At 32.3% G+C, this 17,680-nt stretch carries 22 protein-coding genes and 1 other annotated feature; of the genes, 5 read left to right on the plus strand and 17 right to left on the minus strand.

Annotated features, from left to right (window positions below; translation table 11 throughout):
* The 3 genes from BG261_RS00005 to cysK form a co-directional block, all read right to left on the minus strand.
* Positions 1-543 (minus strand): KxYKxGKxW signal peptide domain-containing protein (locus tag BG261_RS00005; protein WP_173646034.1); only part of this gene is annotated, 543 nt, incomplete at its 3' end.
* Between the two features lie 602 nt (positions 544-1,145).
* Complete coding sequence (gene epsC / locus BG261_RS00010) at positions 1,146-1,670, minus strand: serine O-acetyltransferase EpsC (protein WP_070790964.1); 525 nt, start codon at positions 1,668-1,670, stop codon at positions 1,146-1,148.
* Entirely contained in the window at positions 1,670-2,590 is a 921-nt protein-coding gene (cysK, locus tag BG261_RS00015; RefSeq protein ID WP_070790966.1) for a cysteine synthase A, read from the minus strand. The genes epsC and cysK overlap by 1 nt, the downstream gene beginning before the upstream one ends.
* A 194-nt stretch (positions 2,591-2,784) precedes the next feature.
* Positions 2,785-3,044: a binding site (T-box leader), on the minus strand.
* A gap of 98 nt (positions 3,045-3,142) precedes the next feature.
* Between cysK and BG261_RS00020 the strand changes: the two genes are divergently transcribed.
* Positions 3,143-3,529, plus strand: a complete 387-nt coding sequence (locus tag BG261_RS00020; protein ID WP_070790968.1) for a hypothetical protein — start codon at positions 3,143-3,145, stop codon at positions 3,527-3,529.
* Between the two features lie 23 nt (positions 3,530-3,552).
* Here the strand turns inward: BG261_RS00020 and BG261_RS00025 are convergent, their stop codons facing one another.
* From BG261_RS00025 to BG261_RS00035, 3 genes are read right to left on the minus strand one after another with little or no spacing between them, the layout of a single operon-like run.
* A complete protein-coding gene (locus BG261_RS00025; protein ID WP_070790969.1) occupies positions 3,553-4,272 on the minus strand; it encodes a pseudouridine synthase in 720 nt (239 codons plus the stop codon).
* A 7-nt stretch (positions 4,273-4,279) separates the two neighbouring features.
* The gene (locus tag BG261_RS00030) at positions 4,280-4,735 is read right to left on the minus strand and encodes an 8-oxo-dGTP diphosphatase (protein WP_070790972.1); all 456 of its coding nucleotides are present in this window, start codon (positions 4,733-4,735) and stop codon (positions 4,280-4,282) included.
* A 1-nt stretch (position 4,736) separates the two neighbouring features.
* Positions 4,737-5,384: a tetratricopeptide repeat protein gene (locus BG261_RS00035; RefSeq protein WP_075201823.1), complete on the minus strand. Its 648-nt coding sequence runs from the start codon at positions 5,382-5,384 to the stop codon at positions 4,737-4,739.
* 149 nt (positions 5,385-5,533) lie between these two features.
* On the opposite strand from BG261_RS00035, the gene BG261_RS00040 reads away from it, so the two are divergent.
* From BG261_RS00040 to BG261_RS00055, 4 genes are all read left to right on the plus strand, one after another.
* Positions 5,534-7,015: a DUF1958 domain-containing protein gene (locus BG261_RS00040; RefSeq protein ID WP_070790975.1), complete on the plus strand. Its 1,482-nt coding sequence runs from the start codon at positions 5,534-5,536 to the stop codon at positions 7,013-7,015.
* 153 nt (positions 7,016-7,168) lie between these two features.
* On the plus strand, positions 7,169-8,134 hold the full coding sequence (locus BG261_RS00045) for a hypothetical protein (protein ID WP_070790977.1): 966 nt from the start codon (positions 7,169-7,171) through the stop codon (positions 8,132-8,134).
* Positions 8,135-8,250: 116 nt separating this feature from the next.
* Complete coding sequence (locus BG261_RS00050) at positions 8,251-9,102, plus strand: metallophosphoesterase (RefSeq protein ID WP_099098618.1); 852 nt, start codon at positions 8,251-8,253, stop codon at positions 9,100-9,102.
* 48 nt (positions 9,103-9,150) lie between these two features.
* Positions 9,151-9,642: a GNAT family N-acetyltransferase gene (locus BG261_RS00055; RefSeq protein ID WP_070790981.1), complete on the plus strand. Its 492-nt coding sequence runs from the start codon at positions 9,151-9,153 to the stop codon at positions 9,640-9,642.
* 85 nt (positions 9,643-9,727) lie between these two features.
* Here BG261_RS00055 and rplT read toward each other — a convergent pair whose 3' ends face one another.
* The 11 genes from rplT to BG261_RS00110 all read right to left on the minus strand — a co-directional run bounded on the left by rplT (position 9,728) and on the right by BG261_RS00110 (position 17,663).
* Positions 9,728-10,084 carry a 50S ribosomal protein L20 gene (rplT, locus tag BG261_RS00060; RefSeq protein WP_070790983.1) on the minus strand — a complete coding sequence of 119 codons (357 nt, stop codon included), beginning with the start codon at positions 10,082-10,084 and terminating at the stop codon, positions 9,728-9,730.
* A 53-nt stretch (positions 10,085-10,137) separates the two neighbouring features.
* A complete protein-coding gene (rpmI, locus tag BG261_RS00065; protein ID WP_070788058.1) occupies positions 10,138-10,338 on the minus strand; it encodes a 50S ribosomal protein L35 in 201 nt (66 codons plus the stop codon).
* A gap of 18 nt (positions 10,339-10,356) precedes the next feature.
* Entirely contained in the window at positions 10,357-10,857 is a 501-nt protein-coding gene (gene infC / locus BG261_RS00070) for a translation initiation factor IF-3 (protein WP_070790986.1), read from the minus strand.
* Positions 10,858-11,165: 308 nt separating this feature from the next.
* Positions 11,166-12,620 (minus strand): SH3 domain-containing protein, encoded by a 1,455-nt coding sequence (locus tag BG261_RS00075; protein ID WP_070790988.1) that lies wholly within the window; start codon positions 12,618-12,620, stop codon positions 11,166-11,168.
* An 18-nt stretch (positions 12,621-12,638) separates the two neighbouring features.
* Positions 12,639-13,319, minus strand: a complete 681-nt coding sequence (locus tag BG261_RS00080; protein WP_070790991.1) for a hypothetical protein — start codon at positions 13,317-13,319, stop codon at positions 12,639-12,641.
* Between the two features lie 188 nt (positions 13,320-13,507).
* Positions 13,508-13,765: a hypothetical protein gene (locus BG261_RS00085; protein WP_070790993.1), complete on the minus strand. Its 258-nt coding sequence runs from the start codon at positions 13,763-13,765 to the stop codon at positions 13,508-13,510.
* 189 nt (positions 13,766-13,954) lie between these two features.
* Complete coding sequence (locus tag BG261_RS00090; protein WP_233278878.1) at positions 13,955-14,596, minus strand: YczE/YyaS/YitT family protein; 642 nt, start codon at positions 14,594-14,596, stop codon at positions 13,955-13,957.
* Positions 14,597-14,682: 86 nt separating this feature from the next.
* On the minus strand, positions 14,683-15,267 hold the full coding sequence (yihA, locus tag BG261_RS00095) for a ribosome biogenesis GTP-binding protein YihA/YsxC (RefSeq protein WP_070790994.1): 585 nt from the start codon (positions 15,265-15,267) through the stop codon (positions 14,683-14,685).
* Between the two features lie 50 nt (positions 15,268-15,317).
* Positions 15,318-16,562: an ATP-dependent Clp protease ATP-binding subunit ClpX gene (gene clpX / locus BG261_RS00100; protein ID WP_162271524.1), complete on the minus strand. Its 1,245-nt coding sequence runs from the start codon at positions 16,560-16,562 to the stop codon at positions 15,318-15,320.
* A gap of 98 nt (positions 16,563-16,660) precedes the next feature.
* Positions 16,661-17,161, minus strand: coding sequence for a dihydrofolate reductase (locus tag BG261_RS00105; protein ID WP_070790998.1), 501 nt, complete (start codon positions 17,159-17,161; stop codon positions 16,661-16,663).
* Positions 17,162-17,384: 223 nt separating this feature from the next.
* Positions 17,385-17,663 carry a hypothetical protein gene (locus BG261_RS00110; RefSeq protein ID WP_070791001.1) on the minus strand — a complete coding sequence of 93 codons (279 nt, stop codon included), beginning with the start codon at positions 17,661-17,663 and terminating at the stop codon, positions 17,385-17,387.
* Between the last annotated feature and the right edge of the window lie 17 nt (positions 17,664-17,680).

Here is a 17,680-nt window from a genome sequence, read left to right on the forward strand (position 1 = left end):
TTCTTTTTTAGTTTCAGGTGTCTCTACTGGTTTAGTAGTGTCTTCTTCTTTGTTTTCAGGTGTTTCTACTGGTTTAGTAGTATCTTCTTCTTTAGTTTCAGGTGTTTCTTCTGCTTTAGTAGTAGTATCTTCTGTCTTAGCTTCAGGTGTTTCTACTGGTTTAGTAGTGTCTTCTGTTTTAGCTTCAGGTGTTTCTACTGGTTTAGTAGTGTCTTCTGCCTTAGCTTCAGGTGTTTCTACTGGTTTAGTAGTGTCTTCTGTTTTAACTTCAGGTGTTTCTACTGCTTTAGTAGTATCTTCTGTTTTAACTTGAGAAGGTACTGAAATAACAGATGATTTATTTTTATTATCATCTCCATCGTCTCCAGCAGAAGCATCGGCAGTTACCTCTACTGATGCAGGTGATGATGATTCATCGGCAGAAGCTGTATTTCCACCAACAACACCTAAACCAGCAAGGAGAGCACCAGCATATAGCCATTGCTTACCGGATTTCCATTTTCTAAAACCAATTTTGTTTTGATCTTCTTGATTTTTTTTCAATAATCTATTCCTTTCTTCGAGTACTTGTATTAAAACAATTTAAGATACTTAAGTATCTCTCAATAGTCTAAAACAAGTTTTTAACGCATACTGTACTCAATAAAATATTATAGAATACAAGTAATTTTGATGATAAATTTATCATCATCAATCTCCCATTTCTAAGTTATAACTCCATTATAGCCTAGATTTACGACTTTCCCTTTGTAACACCTTCCTTTCTAATACAAATGTTTGTTAAACATTGAAATAAAAGAAAATCTATTTTTGATAAAAATAGTCTATTATATTATTACATAATTCATGAAAATAGTAAAATAGTTACTACAGTTTTAATTGGTATAGACAGGTCTGCTTATTAAAATATCTGATAAAATTTTTCCTAAAATTTAGTACAAAATATATTCTTTAAATCAAAATCTCATCATATAATAATATAATAAATATAGTGTTTCAATTTTAAATATTAATATAGAATAGTAGAAAGATTAAATATTTAGTTATGTATGCAGGTTTTAAATACTCAATAAACTTTCAAAATATAATATAAATGATAGTAATAAAAAATAATCAATCAGATAAAACTATCCGATTGATTATTATTAATGTTCTATTATTCTTACAGGGCTTCCGACTGCTGTGGCATTATCTGGTACATCTTTAAGAACGAGACTATTTGCCCCGACTTTGGAGTTCTCACCAATTGTGATATCCCCCAAAATTGTTGAACCTGCTCCCAGCATAGCGCCTTTCTTGACAGTTGGATGTCGTTTATTATCGGGAGAAAGATCAATTCCTCCTAATGTTACTCCATGATAGATAGTAACATCATCTTCAACAATTGCTGTCCCTCCAATGACAATGCCCATTCCATGATCAATAAATACTCTTTCACCTATTACTGCTGCTGGATGTATTTCAATTCCAGTTTTTCTGCGTGACTTTTTTGCTAGCATGAGGGCTCGAAAGGTTTTGCCCTTCTTAAAAAGTCGGTGGGCTCTGTAATGGTTAGCTAGTGCCTGTACTCCGGGGGTGAAGAAATATGCTTCTAATTTGCTTGTTGTTGCGGGATCTTTTTCTACTGCACTTGTCAGTAGGCCGTCAATATATTTGATGTACTGACGCATTATTCACCGAACAAATCTGTTGATAGGTAGCGTTCGCCTGTGTCAGGTAGAACTGTTACGACTACTTTGCCTTTTCCTAGTTCGTCAGCGACCTTAACTGCTATAGCAAGGTTTCCTCCTGAAGAAATACCAGCTAGGATACCTTCTTTTTGAGCTAGGTGATGCGCGTACTCATAGGCTTCTTCCTTACTTACAGTTTTGATTTCGTCCACGACTTCTGCTTTGAAGTTATCTGGTACAAAGTTGGCTCCGATTCCTTGGATAGCATGTGGTGCAGCCGTACCTTGGCTAAGTAATGGACTAGAATCTGGTTCGACTGCTACTGCTTTTAGCACGATTCCTTGGTCCTTAAGGTAGCTTGAAACTCCGACTAAAGTTCCTGCTGTTCCTACTCCTGCGACAAAAGCATCAACTTTTCCATCTGTTGCTTGGAAAATTTCTGGTCCAGTTGTTTTATAGTGGGAAGTAACGTTTGCTTCGTTGCTAAATTGACTAGGCATGAAGTAACCTTTTTCTTCTACTAATTCTTGGGCTTTGGCAACTGCCCCTTTCATACCGCCTTCACTTATTAAAACAAGTTCCGCACCATAGGCTGCCATTAATTTTCTTCTTTCAATTGACATTGAAGATGGCATTACAAGAACTACCTTGTAACCTTTTGCTGCTCCGATAAGAGCTAGGGCAATACCCATGTTACCACTAGTTGGTTCTACAATTGTATCACCTTCTTTAAGACGACCTTTTTCTTCCGCATCTACTATCATTTGATAAGCAGGTCTATCTTTTACGCTTCCGCCAGGATTACGAGATTCGATTTTTACTAAAATATCTGCACGATTATCTGCTTCAAGACTTTTAAGTCTAACTAATGGAGTATTTCCGATTGTATCTAAGATTGAGTCATAAATTTTATTTGTCATTTTAATTGTCCTTTTTATTTAATAAGGAAGTCTGGTGAGACTTTTAGCACATTTTATCTTTAAGGATTATACAGCAGCAAGCACTGATATCCTTCATAGATTTACTACATCGATATTTTGATTTCATTTTTTAATACTTACTGCTCCTTTCTCAATATAAAAACCTCCTGCAATGTATATAATATAAATACATTACAGGAGGCGATATGTGCGCGGTTCCACTCCGATTTTTATCTCTTAAGATAATAGACTTTAAATATGAATTACGAAAATTCGATATTTATCGTCCTTATTTAAGCTCGATAACGAGAGCGACCGTATCTTCTACTTTGTCAATTGACAGTTCAATTCAAAGCTCAATGAAGCACCTTCCATATTTTCAGTAATGCACTCCCACCTGCCGTGCACTCTCTAAATACCAATAATATGTACTTTCTCATTTCAAAGCCTTGAGATTATAATACATAACTTTCAACCTTTAGTCAATATTTACAACCCAGAAAACTTGAATAAGTATTTAAAATTAAATATAATCATATGAAAGGAGATATTATGCCTATTGCACAAAATTCAATTTTTATAAGTCTTGCATTTCTAATTTTTTATATAGTAAGTATATATTTTATAAGTAAATCATTGTCTTATGGAAAAATATTAACTATTATTTTCTCGTTAATTTCCCTTATCTTTATAAGTTATTATAATCTTAAATATTTTGGAAAACTAAACAATGAAAATCTTTTTGAGATGTCATATCTAATGAAAATTGCTACTCCCATTTTATTTGTCCCTTATTTTTTAGGAACTGATGCATGGATAAGAAAGGGAAATTTTAAGATTAAACCAATTATTGTTTTCATCTTGGAAGTTTTATTATTCCTATCAATGTATTACTTATGGTCATTGATAATGAACTTAATATTTGTAGGAACAATTTAGAATCATCATCATTGATGGTTCTTTTATTTTTGATTTAATTGTTCAAGCTCTTGTTCATTTAGGTCCCTATATTTACCTTTATCAAGGTTTGGATCAAGCTCAAGATTTCCCATTTTTATACGTTTGAGATAGGTTACCTCTTTACCGACTGCTTTTACCATGCGTTTGACTTGATGAAATTTTCCTTCATGTAAAACCAAGCGTATTTCAGATGTATTTTTGTCCAAATCACGCGCCACTACCTTAAGCTCTGCTGGCATACAATCTTCTCCACCATCAATGGTAATTCCTTCATCAAAAGCTTTCACGTCTTCATCAGTCATAACTCCTGCTACCTTGGCGTAATATTCCTTAGGTACATGACTTTTAGGTGCTAATAATCTGTGAGACATGGCTCCGTCGTTGCTTATTATAAGTAAACCTTCCGTATCTTTATCGAGGCGTCCTACAGGGAAAAGATCGTCACGATAATCTGAAGTAGAAAATAAATCCATGACAGTTTTATCATGATTATCCTTGGTCGCTGACACGACACCGGCTGGCTTATGTAGTAAATAATAGAAAAATTCCTGATACTTAATTTCTTGTCCATCAAAAATAACCTTATCTATTTCTGGATCGACCTGAAATTTATCTGATTTAATTTGCTTGTCATTTACCTGAACAAGTCCTTTTTTGATATAGTTTTTGACTTCCTTGCGTGAGCCAATATTCATATCTGCTAAATACTTATCTAATCTCATGTTACCTCTAATATAAGTCCATAATCCAGTCATCACCTACTTTTTTGTAGTAAAATTCAGTGATTTGATCATTATTTATTACTTCCATTATTTCTTTAAGTCCACTTGAACATGGATGTTCAAAAATCTCCGTTTTGTCTATCCAGAATACTCGTCCTTCTTCTGACGACATTAGTTGACCTGAAAAATCTTTGGTTTTATATAAAAAACTTATTTGACTAACTCCATCACCTGGCAAATACTGCATTGTTCCACAAAGCTCAGGATTTTCGATTGTTAATCCAGTTTCCTCATAAACTTCTCGTATTACTGCATCATAAAAAGTTTCATTTTCTTCCACATGACCGCCTGGAAGCGTTAGTCCAGGCCAGTCTTTCTTAGTACGTTTTTGTACCAATACTTTTCCTTGGTCATCATAGATCATACACATATTTGTAAAACTTACTAGTTGTGCTCTTGACACTCTAATTCTCCTTTAACTCTTTTAACATTTTTTCAACTTCTTTTTTCCCAATTTCATCATCTGCTTGCTCAAAATATTCAATTGAAGATTTGTAGTTTTGAACTACCTTCTCTTCATTTGATAGAGAAGCATATGTTTCACCTAATGCTCTGTAGGAACATGCAATAGATATTAAATCATCGCTTTCCACAGCAAATTTTAAAGACTCTTCAAGCAAAAGTAAAGCTTTTTTATATTGATTAAATTTTAAATGTAAATAACCTTGTTCGTATAGATTAATTGAATTCTTAAGAGAATCTTCAGGAAAATTATCAATTATTATTTTATATTCTTGATTAATAAGATCAAGTGCATTTTTATACTCTTCCTTCTCACGATAAACCATAGCTAACTGATGGAGCCCAATGTGAAGGTTATCTAAATCTTCTTTTTGCTTTGCTAGATTTACATATTCTTCATATATTTTCATTGCCTGTTCATATTGACTATTCTCAAAAAATGAATAACCTTTTAGATTTAAAAAGGAAAAATAAAGTGGACTATCTTGGTTAAGATTATACGTTAAATCTGTAATTATATTTTTTACCAAGGAAAGGTTTCCTTCAAAAAGTGCAACGAAACCTTGATTAATTTTCTCTTTTTGAATCATTTTAAATCCTCCTAGTTAGTACTACTATAATATCATTTTTCTTTATTTATAAATAGAATATTAATAAAATGTAGTATTCAATATTTTGTAAGTTTGTGATAGAATTATGTTATGTGTAAAAAAATGCAAAAAACTAATGGGAGACTGATTTGAAAAAGATATTTTTATTACTAACGACAGCATTAACTATGTCCTCGATAATGGTTAATTCAAATAATATTGCTTCTGCTGAAGAAGTTAACAATACTGGTGATATTGTACAAGTTGCTCGAAATTTTGGCTATCAGGTTAATGAAATTAATAGGCCAAAATCATCTATAGTAATAGATGCTGAAAATGGTCAAGTTTTGTGGCAGGACAATCCAGATATTCCTAGAAATCCAGCTAGTATTTCTAAATTAATGACTATCTACCTAGTTTTTGAAGCTATTCATAATGGACAAGTTTCTATGGATACTATTGTTACAGCTACTCCAACAGATGAAGCAATTGGAAAGCTACATGTGATTAGTAATAATAATATTGTTGCAGGCGTTAGGTATCCAGTAAGAGAGCTCATTACAATGACACTTGTACCTTCTTCGAATATTGCAACGGTTATGCTTGCTAACCTTGTCTCAAATAATGATGCTGGTGGATTCGTTACGAAGATGAACAATAAGGCTCAAGAAATTGGAATGACTAATTCTTACTTTAATAATGCAAGTGGTGCAGAGGCAGTTGCCTTTAGCGGGATGTATTTGCCACAAGGTTATGATCAATATGCTGCAAATGTTACTACTTCAAGAGATTTATCTATTTTAGCTTTCAATATGCTGAAAAATTATCCTGAAATACTTGATTTCACAAAAAATCCTCAAGTTACTACAATGAAGGGTACGCCTTATGAAGAACATTTTGAAACATATAATTATTCAACACCTGGCGTGAAGGAAGATGTCCAAGGTTCTGTATATGGTTACCCAGGAGTCGATGGCTTAAAAACTGGATCAAGTCCTGGTGGTGCATTTAACTATGTAGCAACCTGTAAAAAGGGAGATATGCGTGTTATAGAAGTCATTATGGGAGTTGGTGACTGGTCAGATCAAGACGGTGAATATTATCGTCACCCATTTGGAAACGCCCTACTAGATCAAACATATCAAGATTATTCTCTTCAAACCATCCTTCCTGCGGGGGAGCATGAAGTTAATGGTAAGAAAATAAAGATCGATTCTGAACTAAAAGGAGTCGTAAGGAAAAATTCAACACCTGAATTTAAATTAGAAAACGATGAACTCATGCTTTCTAATACTCTTCCACTCGTTAACGATAAAATGACACCTATCGAAACAAAATACGAAGAAGTTAATGACGATAACGATAATTCAAATGAAGCTACCTCTTCAAGTAAAAATGAAGACAAAAGCAATGGAGATTCATATAAGGATTTCTTTAAGAAAATACAAAATAGATTAACAGAAATTCCTAATAAAGATCTTCATTCACTCATTGCAGTTGTTTCTGGTGTAATATTACTTCTACTATCAAAGATCTTCAATAAGAAAAAAATCTTATCATTGATTACTGCTCTTTTGGGAATTGGTACAATTGCACTAGCTATAATTAACTTTTTTCACCCTCTTATTTAATTATTATTAAATTTTCAATTTTAAACCAATGATTTTAGTGCTCTAAGCCTAATTTTATTGGTTTTTATTATATAAAAAAACTTTTTAAGAAACGTTGTTCTAAAAGTAAGTTTTAGATATAATTATTTTAATAACGTAAAAGAAAGATATTTTATGACTAAAAACATTCAAAAGCGACCTTTCTATCATAAGTGGTGGTTCTATCTACTATTTATATTTTCCGCCACAATACTGATTTTTATTTATATTATTTCAAGCACTTTTTTCACTCTAACTGATAAAGATATTGTTGCAGATGAAAATGGAAGCTACCGTATTAGTGGGATTAAGGAGCCTAATGTAACTGTTAGTTTAAACGGTATAACTGTTAATCTACCTGTAGATGATAATAATCGCTATGATGTAATAGTAAACCAAACGGAACCAAAGGACGAGATTAGCCATGCTCAAATTATTGCAGTTCACAATAGTCGGACGATTTCGCGAGATATAAGGATTGATAATAGAAAATATTTGGAGCATCAAAAAAAGCTTGCTGACGATAAGGCACAAGCCGATGCTGAAGCAAACGCTATGGAAAAACTTAACTTAGTTGAAGGACAACCAACTAGAAATAATCTTGCTGAAGCTATTTCGGCAATTGATAATTTACCACATGAAAATGCTGGTTTATCTGAAAGACTGAAAGCTGCCATAGATAAAGTTGATGAAGCTGAAAAATTAGACAAGGAAGAAAAAGAAAAATATAAGCAAATTGAGAATAAAATTTCTGCTGCTGAAGCTAATCCTAGTAGAAAAACAATTGATGAGGCTGAAAGAGCATTGGAAAATTACTCTTCTCCTAATAAAGCTGATTTATCTAGTCGTTTAGAAAAAGTAAAAACTAAACTTGAAAAATCTAATAAGAGCAATACTTCTACTACATCTTCTTTTGAAAAATCTGATAATCATCAAAATAATCAATCCAAAAAAACTGTTTATATTGCTAGAAAAGGTGACTCAAAAGTTTATTGGTATGATAAAAATAAAATGCCTTCCTCAACAAACTTTGATAATGTTGTAAGTATGACTGAAGATGAAGCACTCAGCATAGGGAAGAAACATTCACCAGAAGAATAAAGTTAAGAAAACTTTCAGAACTATATCATAAAATTGATGTAGTTCTTTTTATCTAAATTTTTAGATTTGAGAATATAGTATTTTTATACATATTACTCACTATTGAGAGGAAAATGATGAAATTTATAAGTAAAATAATGACAATATTTTTAGTAATAATTGCAATAATAATTGGTGGAACTTTGTATGCTTTTAAAATAGAACCATATCAGGTTAGGGTCAAAGAGTACCAGATTAATGATACTTCAGCAAATAAGCAAGAATTAAGAATTGCTCAAATATCTGATACTCATATTAAGGAGGATTATACTACTGAGAATCTCTCTAAAGTTATTAATAAATTAAATGCAAGTAATCCAGACATTGTAGTTTTTACAGGTGACTTATACGACAACTATGCTAAGTATAATGACGATGCAAACCTAATAAATGAATTAAGTAAAATTAAATCTAAGTATGGTAAATTTGCTATCTGGGGAAATCATGATTATGGAGGAGGTGCATCAATTCAATACCCTACTATTATGGAAAATTCAGGTTTTCAGCTTTTATCTAACGAAAATACTGAAATAACTACAGATAATGGTAAAATAATTTCTTTAACAGGTATAGATGATTCTATGTTAGGAAATCCCTCTACTGAAAACTTAGCTGAAAATATCAATGCTGACTATAAAATTTTGCTTTCTCATGAACCTGATTCACTAAACAACTATATTAACTATGACTATAATCTTGCAATGAGTGGACATAGTCATGGCGGACAGGTTAACATACCGTTCTTTCCTTCAATAAATGAAGCAGCTACTTCTACAACTAATTTAGCTTCAAATTATAAGAAGGGATTGTACCATATTGGTGAAAATGGACTTCAAAATATATTTGTTAATTCCGGTATTGGTACTACACATATTTCAGCTAGATTTGGGGTTACACCTGAAATTTCGATACTAAAGATTAGTCTTTAGTATCTTTTTCTTTTGTGATATACTTAGAAAAATTTATTAGGAGGTCACATGGAAAAAATACAAATTATAAAGTTTGACAAAAAATACCAGGATGATATGGTAAATTTCATTCTTGATATTCAACAAAATGAATTTGGTGTTGCTATAACCCTAGATGACCAACCAGATTTACTAAATATTACTCATCATTATGAAGATAAGGATGGACTTTTTTTACTAGCAATGGACACAGAAAATGAAAATGTTATTGGAACAATTGCATTAGTTAAATTAGATGAAAATAAGTCTGCTTTGAAAAAGGTTTTTGTTGATCCTAAGTATAGGGGTGAATACAGGGTGGGGCAAAAACTACTGGATGCTGTTGTTGATTTTGCGCGAGAGACTGATATTGAAAAAATATATCTTGGTAGTACTGCTATGATGAAACGTGCTCATAATTTCTATAAGAAAAATGGTTTTGTTGAAGAAGATTTTTCTGTCTTTCCCAAAGATTTTCCTATTGTTGAAGTAGATAGTATATTTATGGTCAAAGACTTATAGATTAATTTATACTCTTATTTAAGAGTATCTTTGATATCAAAAAAAATTCCATCATAATTGATGGAATTTTTATTTTATATAAATATTAAGCTAAAGCTTTTTTTGCTTCATCAGCAAGAGCTGTGAAAGCTGCTGAGTCGTTAACAGCTAGGTCAGCTAACATTTTACGGTTAACTTCGATACCAGCTAATTTAAGACCATGCATAAGTTTTGAATAGCTAAGACCATTCATACGAGCTGCTGCATTGATACGTGCGATCCATAATTTACGGAAATCACGTTTCTTTTGACGACGATCGCGGTATGCATAGTTATATGAGTTATAAACTTGTTCTTTAGCAGTACGGAACAAAGTATGTTTAGCTCCATAATAACCTTTCGCAAGTTTTAGAGTACGTTTACGACGTTTGCGGCTTACAACGCCACCTTTAACACGTGCCATTTATATATTCCTCCGATATTTTTCTTTAATAATAGTTTTAAATGAAATCTGAATTATCTCATTTGTGAAAGCATTGCTTTAATACGTTTGAAGTCACCACTACTTACCATTGAAGCTTTACGAAGTTGACGACGTTGTTTTTTAGTTTTTCCGTGGAAACGGTGAGAAGTGTAAGCACGGAAACGTTTAAGTCCGCCGCTACCAGTACGTTTAAAACGTTTTGCGCTTCCGCGGTGAGTTTTTTGTTTTGGCATTTTATTGATTCCTCCGAATTATTTTTTGTCTGCGATTGGCGCCAATTGCATAAACATTGAGCGTCCATCCATTTTTGCACGTTGCTCAACGACTGCAATATCTTTAGTCGCTGCAGCAAAGTCATCAAGAACTTTTTGTCCAACTTCTTTATGGGTAATCATACGACCCTTAAAGCGGATTGAAACCTTAACTTTGTATCCTTTAGCAAGGAATTTCTCAGCTTGACGTAGCTTAGTATCAAAGTCATTTTTGTCAATTACTGGACTTAAACGAACTTCTTTAACTGTTACCACAGTCTGGTTTTTCTTTTGTTCTTTTAATTTTTTCTTTTGCTCAAATTTGAACTTAGAAAAGTCCATAATTTTTGCTACAGGTGGTTTAGCTTGTGGTGAGATCAAAACAAGATCTAAATCTTGGTCTTGTGCTTGTCTTAAAGCATCTGAAGTTTCTACAACTCCAAGTTGGTCACCATCTGCACTGATTAAACGAACTTCGCGAGCGCGAATTTGCCCGTTCATAAACAAATCTTTTGCTATGATATATCTCCTTCTAAATATTCTTTTTCGTTTCAAAGCGAAAAAATGAGCCTACCGCAGTAAGCCCATTTAAATTCCTCACCAGTGCATACAAATACGCTAGTAAAGATTAATCGATCTCTGCCCAGTACTATACACACTTAGGCGAGAAGCTGGTGCTTCTGCTTTTCAACTTTATTAGTATAACATATGTACAGTACATGTCAAGAGTTTTATTTCAATTATTAATTTTTATATTAAAAATAATTTTAAAACTATAAAATATGAAATTTTTATCAGTCTATGACGACTTATAACTTTCTAATAGCTACAAATCTACGATTACCACTTCCTGCAATATATGATATCCATTCATATCCGTTAAAAGTTGTTTTATAGTCATAAATTACAGATTGACCTGAATTATATGTAGCAAGAGATGGACTATGTATTTTTGGTTCAGCTCTAACATCTGATTTCTCTTTAAATACATGAGTACCGCTAGATTTTGTAAGAGACCAAGTAGATGATGGGTTTGCATTTGAACTAGATGTATTTTTGGATATTAATTCAACTTGCATATCATATATTTCCAAAGATTTCCCACTTGTACCTGACATTTTACCATTAGTAACCCAAGGTTGCCATCCATTATTTTGAACATTCACTCTATATCTAATATCATATGTTTTTGCTAAATCACCAGTCAATCTAATTTCTACAGCTTCTAATCGTTTGCTTTGTCCTGTTGTACCTGATACATTTCCATTTGAAGTCCAATTTTGCCAACCCACATCCTGAATATGAGATCTATATTCAATTGATCCAGAGCTTGATAGGTTGTTTACAGTCAATGCAATAGCTTCAACTCTTTTCTCCCCTTTTAAACTTGAACTTCTACCATTAGAAACCCATGGTTGCCAACCATAAGTCGATACATGGGCTAAATAATTAATTCCATCTGATGGATTATTATTTTGTAACTTTGAATCTATTTTATTGGTATTTGAAGATAAACTATTTTTAATGATTGGAATATATCGACGATTTCCTTGATAACTAAGATAAGAAATCCAGGTATAGCCATCTGCATCTAATTTTCTATCATAATTAACACTTGCACCTGCTGAATAGTATGCCAAATCAGCACTAGAAATTTTAGCTTCTGCTTTAATTGGATATTTACCATCAAATTTATATACACCACTTGGTGGAATATTATTATTTTGACTTTGTGGATTCGTTTGATTGCTAGTATTTGTCTGAGAACCACTTAAGTCCTTAAAATGAATATACCCACTTACACTGTTTTTATCAATCCATCTGGAATTATAGTTTCCTGAATAGTTCCAATTATATTCTTCAATACGTACTCTATTACCTTCAATCTCAGCAACCCACGCAACATGCATACTCGTCCACCACGCTATTGCTCCGATAGCTGGGGTCATATCTACACGATATCCTTGATTTCGAGCAGTGTATCCCCATGTATTCGCATTACCATATCCACCTGGAAGATTAAACTTGTTTACGGTACTAAGACGATTGGCAACAAATGATGTACATTGTCTTACGTACATTCCCCAATTATCTGATGCATGTGACCCAACTGGATAAGCCTTCCATTTAGATGGATAGTCATCACCTATTACTGCCGCTTGTGCAACAGTTGCTTGGTTGATTGAAAACATACCTGGTACAATGCTTCCTAATAATGTAACGCTTAAAGCACTACTAGCAACAAATCTTTTAAAACTAATCAAATATTACTCTCCTCTTCATCATTTACTTCGTACTAAACTATAATTTGTACCATCATTAAAATTAACATTGACTTCATCATCACCATTAAAAATAATAGTAACTTTATTTTTAGCAGGTGTTTCACGATATCTTCCCCAATTTGCCGTAACAGTATTTCCATTACTTGAAGCACTGCTAAGATAAATAACTCTTTCTACTGCTTGACTTCCCCATGAAAAATAATCATCATATCCTAATGGACCCAATAAATATATGAAACCTGTTTCTGTATCTTTCCATGTTCCGGTTAAGTTATCCAAGCTATAAATCGTTTGATTTGGTATCTCCTTAGCCTCTGTATTTGTTTCAGAATCATTTGTATAAGAATTTGTTTTCTCCGGTTCATTATCATTACTGCGATAATCTTCAGATTGTTCATTTGTAGTCAGTGGAATAGAATTATTCTCAGTTGAAATTTCTTGAGTATATTCTTCATTTACTGCTGAAGTAGAACTTGTTTCCTCTATAATTTGAAGAGCTGACGACTCTGATTTTTCACTAATGCTTTCACTACTTTTATTAGTGATTGAAGAAGTAATTGAAGATTCACTAATAGAATTTGTTGACGACACATTGTTGTTAGTCTTACTCCCTCCACAAGCTGTAAGTGTGAGAATAGACACTGAGCTTAATATTCCTATTAATATTTTTTTATTCATTGTTCACCTCGTTATATTTTGCTAGCTAAAAGATACAGAAACCACCTGACGGTAATCGAATATTCTTATCTGTCTATCTTTCTGAATATATATACGAAGTTAAAAATAATAAATATCAAAATAAAAATATTTTCCACAAAAAAGGATATTGATTCATTCTAGAATCAATATCCTTCGGGAAGCTTTAATTAGGCATTATTGTCATCTTTTGGATTATGACTACGATATTTATGCCACATAATAAGACAACAAACTGCTGAAATACTTAAATTTGGAAATGTATCTACCCCATTAATTTGATATACATAAGACATAATTACTGCAAGAAAAATTAATGTGTAAAATGTTGGAATTAATATTCTGAATTTTCCGCTTAAAATACTATCACTGAAAACTAGAAACATAACTAGGAAAATACAAATCGTCATCATAAGTGGTTCAATCATACGATCTCCTTAATTGTAAAGCGTTTTTATTTATTATAAAGATAGTAAATATCTTTTAATCTCTTTTTCTGTTTATATTATAGCATATATTCACAATCTTTGCAAACGCTTTCTAATTATATAGATAATGCAAATTCCAATAAATTTATAAGAAATTAAGTATTCTCTAATATATATAACTTTAAAACTTTACTTAGAAATCCCTTTTCGCTCATAAGACCAAGACATAATATATGAGAATAAAAATAATGATATTACTGTACCTTCTCGCACATAGATTGGTAAGTTAAAGAGGAAGGATAATAGTAAAGAACCACTGAACCCTACTACGTCAACGCAATAACGGTAAAACTTCATAGAATGATTTGTTCTTTCAGAAACTAAAGTACAAAAGTTTTCTATTGGAAATTTTAAGGTGTTGTAATAGAGAATACGTCCAACTGCAAAACACGTTACCACTAAACCGATGAAGAAGCAGATAACCTTCATAAAATAATTATCTAAAGTAACTGAACCCAATAGGCTATAGTAAAAGAAGTTTACTACATAGCCGAAACATAAGTTTGCGACTAACATTAGAAGATAGCGGCTGATACTTCTTTCCTTATCCAAAATGAAGCAGACAAGTAAGAACGAAAGATTACTAATTGTCGTTAGCGTACCAACCTTCATATTAAAAATATCAGACATTGAGAGTATAAGAGCATTAAAGCAAGTTACTCCAATATCTGCTTTAATTGAAAGCGACATTCCAAGCCCACTTACTGCATAATAAAAAAATGAAATTAGTAAGGCTTTCTGTCCATAGCTAAGTTTGTTAAAAAAATTCAAAGGTTCCTCCTGATTTAAATAAATCCATACATATACATAGTCAAAAAAATATTGAGCATAGTCCAAAAACTAATGCTCAATAACTATTAATCAATGTGATTTTCAATAGCTTGCCAAGCCTGATCATAACCAGTCTTATCGACACTTGAAAAAATGATAAAATCATCAGTGCTGTCAAACTGCAAAGCTTTTTTAATCATACTTTCATGTTTATTCCATTTACCACGAGGGATTTTATCTGCCTTAGTAGCAACTAAAATTACTGGAATTCCATAATATTTAAGAAATTCATACATTTGTACATCATCTACTGATGGTTCATGGCGCATATCTACAAGGCTAACAACAGCACGTAAATTGCTACGAGTTGTAAGATACTCTTCAATCATTTTACCCCACTTAGCGCGTTCAGATTTACTAACTTTAGCGTATCCATAACCTGGAACGTCCACAAAGTGAATTGTATCATCTATATTATAAAAATTTAAAAGTTGAGTTTTACCAGGTTTACCAGAAGTTCTAGCAAGGTTTTTACGATTCAAAAGAGTATTGATAAAACTTGATTTACCAACGTTTGAACGACCAGCTAACGCGATTTCAGGCATGTCAGTTTCTGGATATTGCTTACTTGACGCTGCACTAATAACGATTTCTGCATTATGTTTGTTCATATTTCACCTCCTGTGTTTATGATTTTAAAAGGCACCATAGTGCCAATATATTATTCTTTTTCTTCAGTTTTTTCTTTGTCAATTGCATTTTCAGCTTTTTTGATAATAATTGGATCTTCAGAACCATCAACTGCTGCTTTTGTAATGATTACTTTTTCAACATCATCAATACTTGGCACGTCATACATAATATCCATCATAACTTCTTCGATGATTGAACGTAGTCCACGCGCACCTGTTTTTCTTGAAATAGCTTTTGCTGCGATCTCAGTAAGAGCATCATCCTCAAATTCTAAGTCAATTCCGTCATACTTCATCAACTTCTTGTACTGTTTAACCAAAGCATTTTTCGGTTTAGTCAAAATGTTAACTAAGTCTTCTTCAGTCAATTGTTCAAGAGCTGCTACAACCGGTAAACGTCCAATAAATTCTGGAATAAGACCAAATTTTTGAATATCTTCAGAAGTAATTTCTTGCATGTATGAAGCATCATCAGCAAGTTTTTTATTATTAGAACCAAATCCAATAACTTTTTCACCTAAACGTGACTTAACGATATCTTCTATGCCATCAAATGCTCCACCTACGATGAACAAAATATTTTTTGTGTCAACTTGAATCATTTCTTGGTTTGGATGTTTACGTCCACCTTGAGGTGGTACACTTGCTACTGTGCCTTCAATAATTTTAAGAAGGGCCTGTTGAACTCCTTCACCTGATACATCTCGAGTAATTGAAACATTTTCAGATTTTTTAGCAATCTTATCAATTTCATCAACATAGATAATACCACGTTCTGCACGTTCAACATTATAGTCACTAGCTTGTAAGAGCTTCAATAGAATGTTTTCTACATCTTCACCAACATATCCAGCTTCTGTTAAACTAGTCGCATCAGCAATTGCAAACGGAACGTTAAGAGATCTTGCCAATGTTTGAGCTAGGAAAGTTTTACCACTACCTGTTGGACCAATTAGTAGAATATTTGATTTTTGAAGTTCAACTTCTCCTTCTTCTTGTGTTTGAGAGAAATTAATACGCTTGAAATGATTATAAACTGCAACTGCTAAGGCACGTTTTGCACGGTCTTGTCCAACTACATATTCATTTAAAGCACCCATTATTTCACGGGGTTTTTTACTGTCATTAACTTCAGCTAAAACTTCTTCGCGTTGTTCTTCTTCAAGAATTTGGACAGATAAATCTACACACTCATTACAAATGTATACTCCACTTCCTGCTATTATTTTTTTAACTTGATCTTGGCTCTTTCCGCAGAAAGAACAAGTTATCATATCATTTGTACTTGCCACATTATACCTCATTTTCTAACACCACTAGTCATAAATTATGACTAGTGTTTTTTATTAACTTATTTATTCTAAATGGCTTTTTATTTTTTTCGGTCTAAAACTTCAACTGTAAAGTCATAGATATTGGCTTCATCTTTTTCATGCAATTCTTGTCTTGCTAGCTCAAATTCAGAAATTGGAAATGTTTCTGGAAAATAAGTGTCACCGACAAGTTTAGCATGTACTATTGTACGATAAAGCTTAGTAATATCTTGAGCAAACAGATCAAGAATTTGAGCACCCCCGATAATATATAAATCTTTATCCTGATTTTTGTACCAGTCTAAGACTTGATCGCGGTTTGTCATGACTAAGATTTTATCAGATTCAGCATCATAATCTTTATCAGTAGTTAGAACAATCGTTGTTCGTCTAGGTAATGCACGTTTGTTCATACCATCAAAAGTTTTACGTCCCATAAGAATCGCTTGGTCAAGCGTTGTTTCTTTAAAATGTGCCAATTCAGCTGGTAGACGCCATGGTAACGTTCCGTCTTTTCCGATTAAACCATTTTCATCTTCAGCCCATATACCTGCTATCATGATAATCTCCTTTTTGAATGTCACTTTAACTAAAGTTCCTTACTTATTTATATAATATTAACTCATAATAAGTAAATTTGCACGATTAAAGTGGACCAAATATGCATTCATTAAACACATCAGATATCTATTATAACATATTGCACTTATCTAGTTAAGAAAAAGAATTCAAAATGCACTATATATGGTCTTAATAATTCGTATTTTAAAAGAAAGCTAAGATTTACTTAACTTTCTTTTTATAAGCATTATATATAAGGTAAATACTTTCAGATAAAGCTAGTATTACAATGATTGAAATCAAAGGATATTTTGCAATTGTTACGCCCATCAAGGATAGACTCATAATTGAAATAATAAATATGAGTGAAATAAGTTTAAAGGCAATATAGCCAGCAATTACCACTAATAAAATTTTTAATATTAATGGTAATTGATTGAATTTATTTATTATATCTTTGATAAATTTCGGTGCCTTCTCAGGTACTTTTATATCTTTCATATAACTTACCTTCTTTC

Origin of the sequence: Floricoccus tropicus, assembly GCF_001832905.1 — a bacterium.
Classification (GTDB): Bacteria; Bacillota; Bacilli; order Lactobacillales; family Streptococcaceae; genus Floricoccus; species Floricoccus tropicus.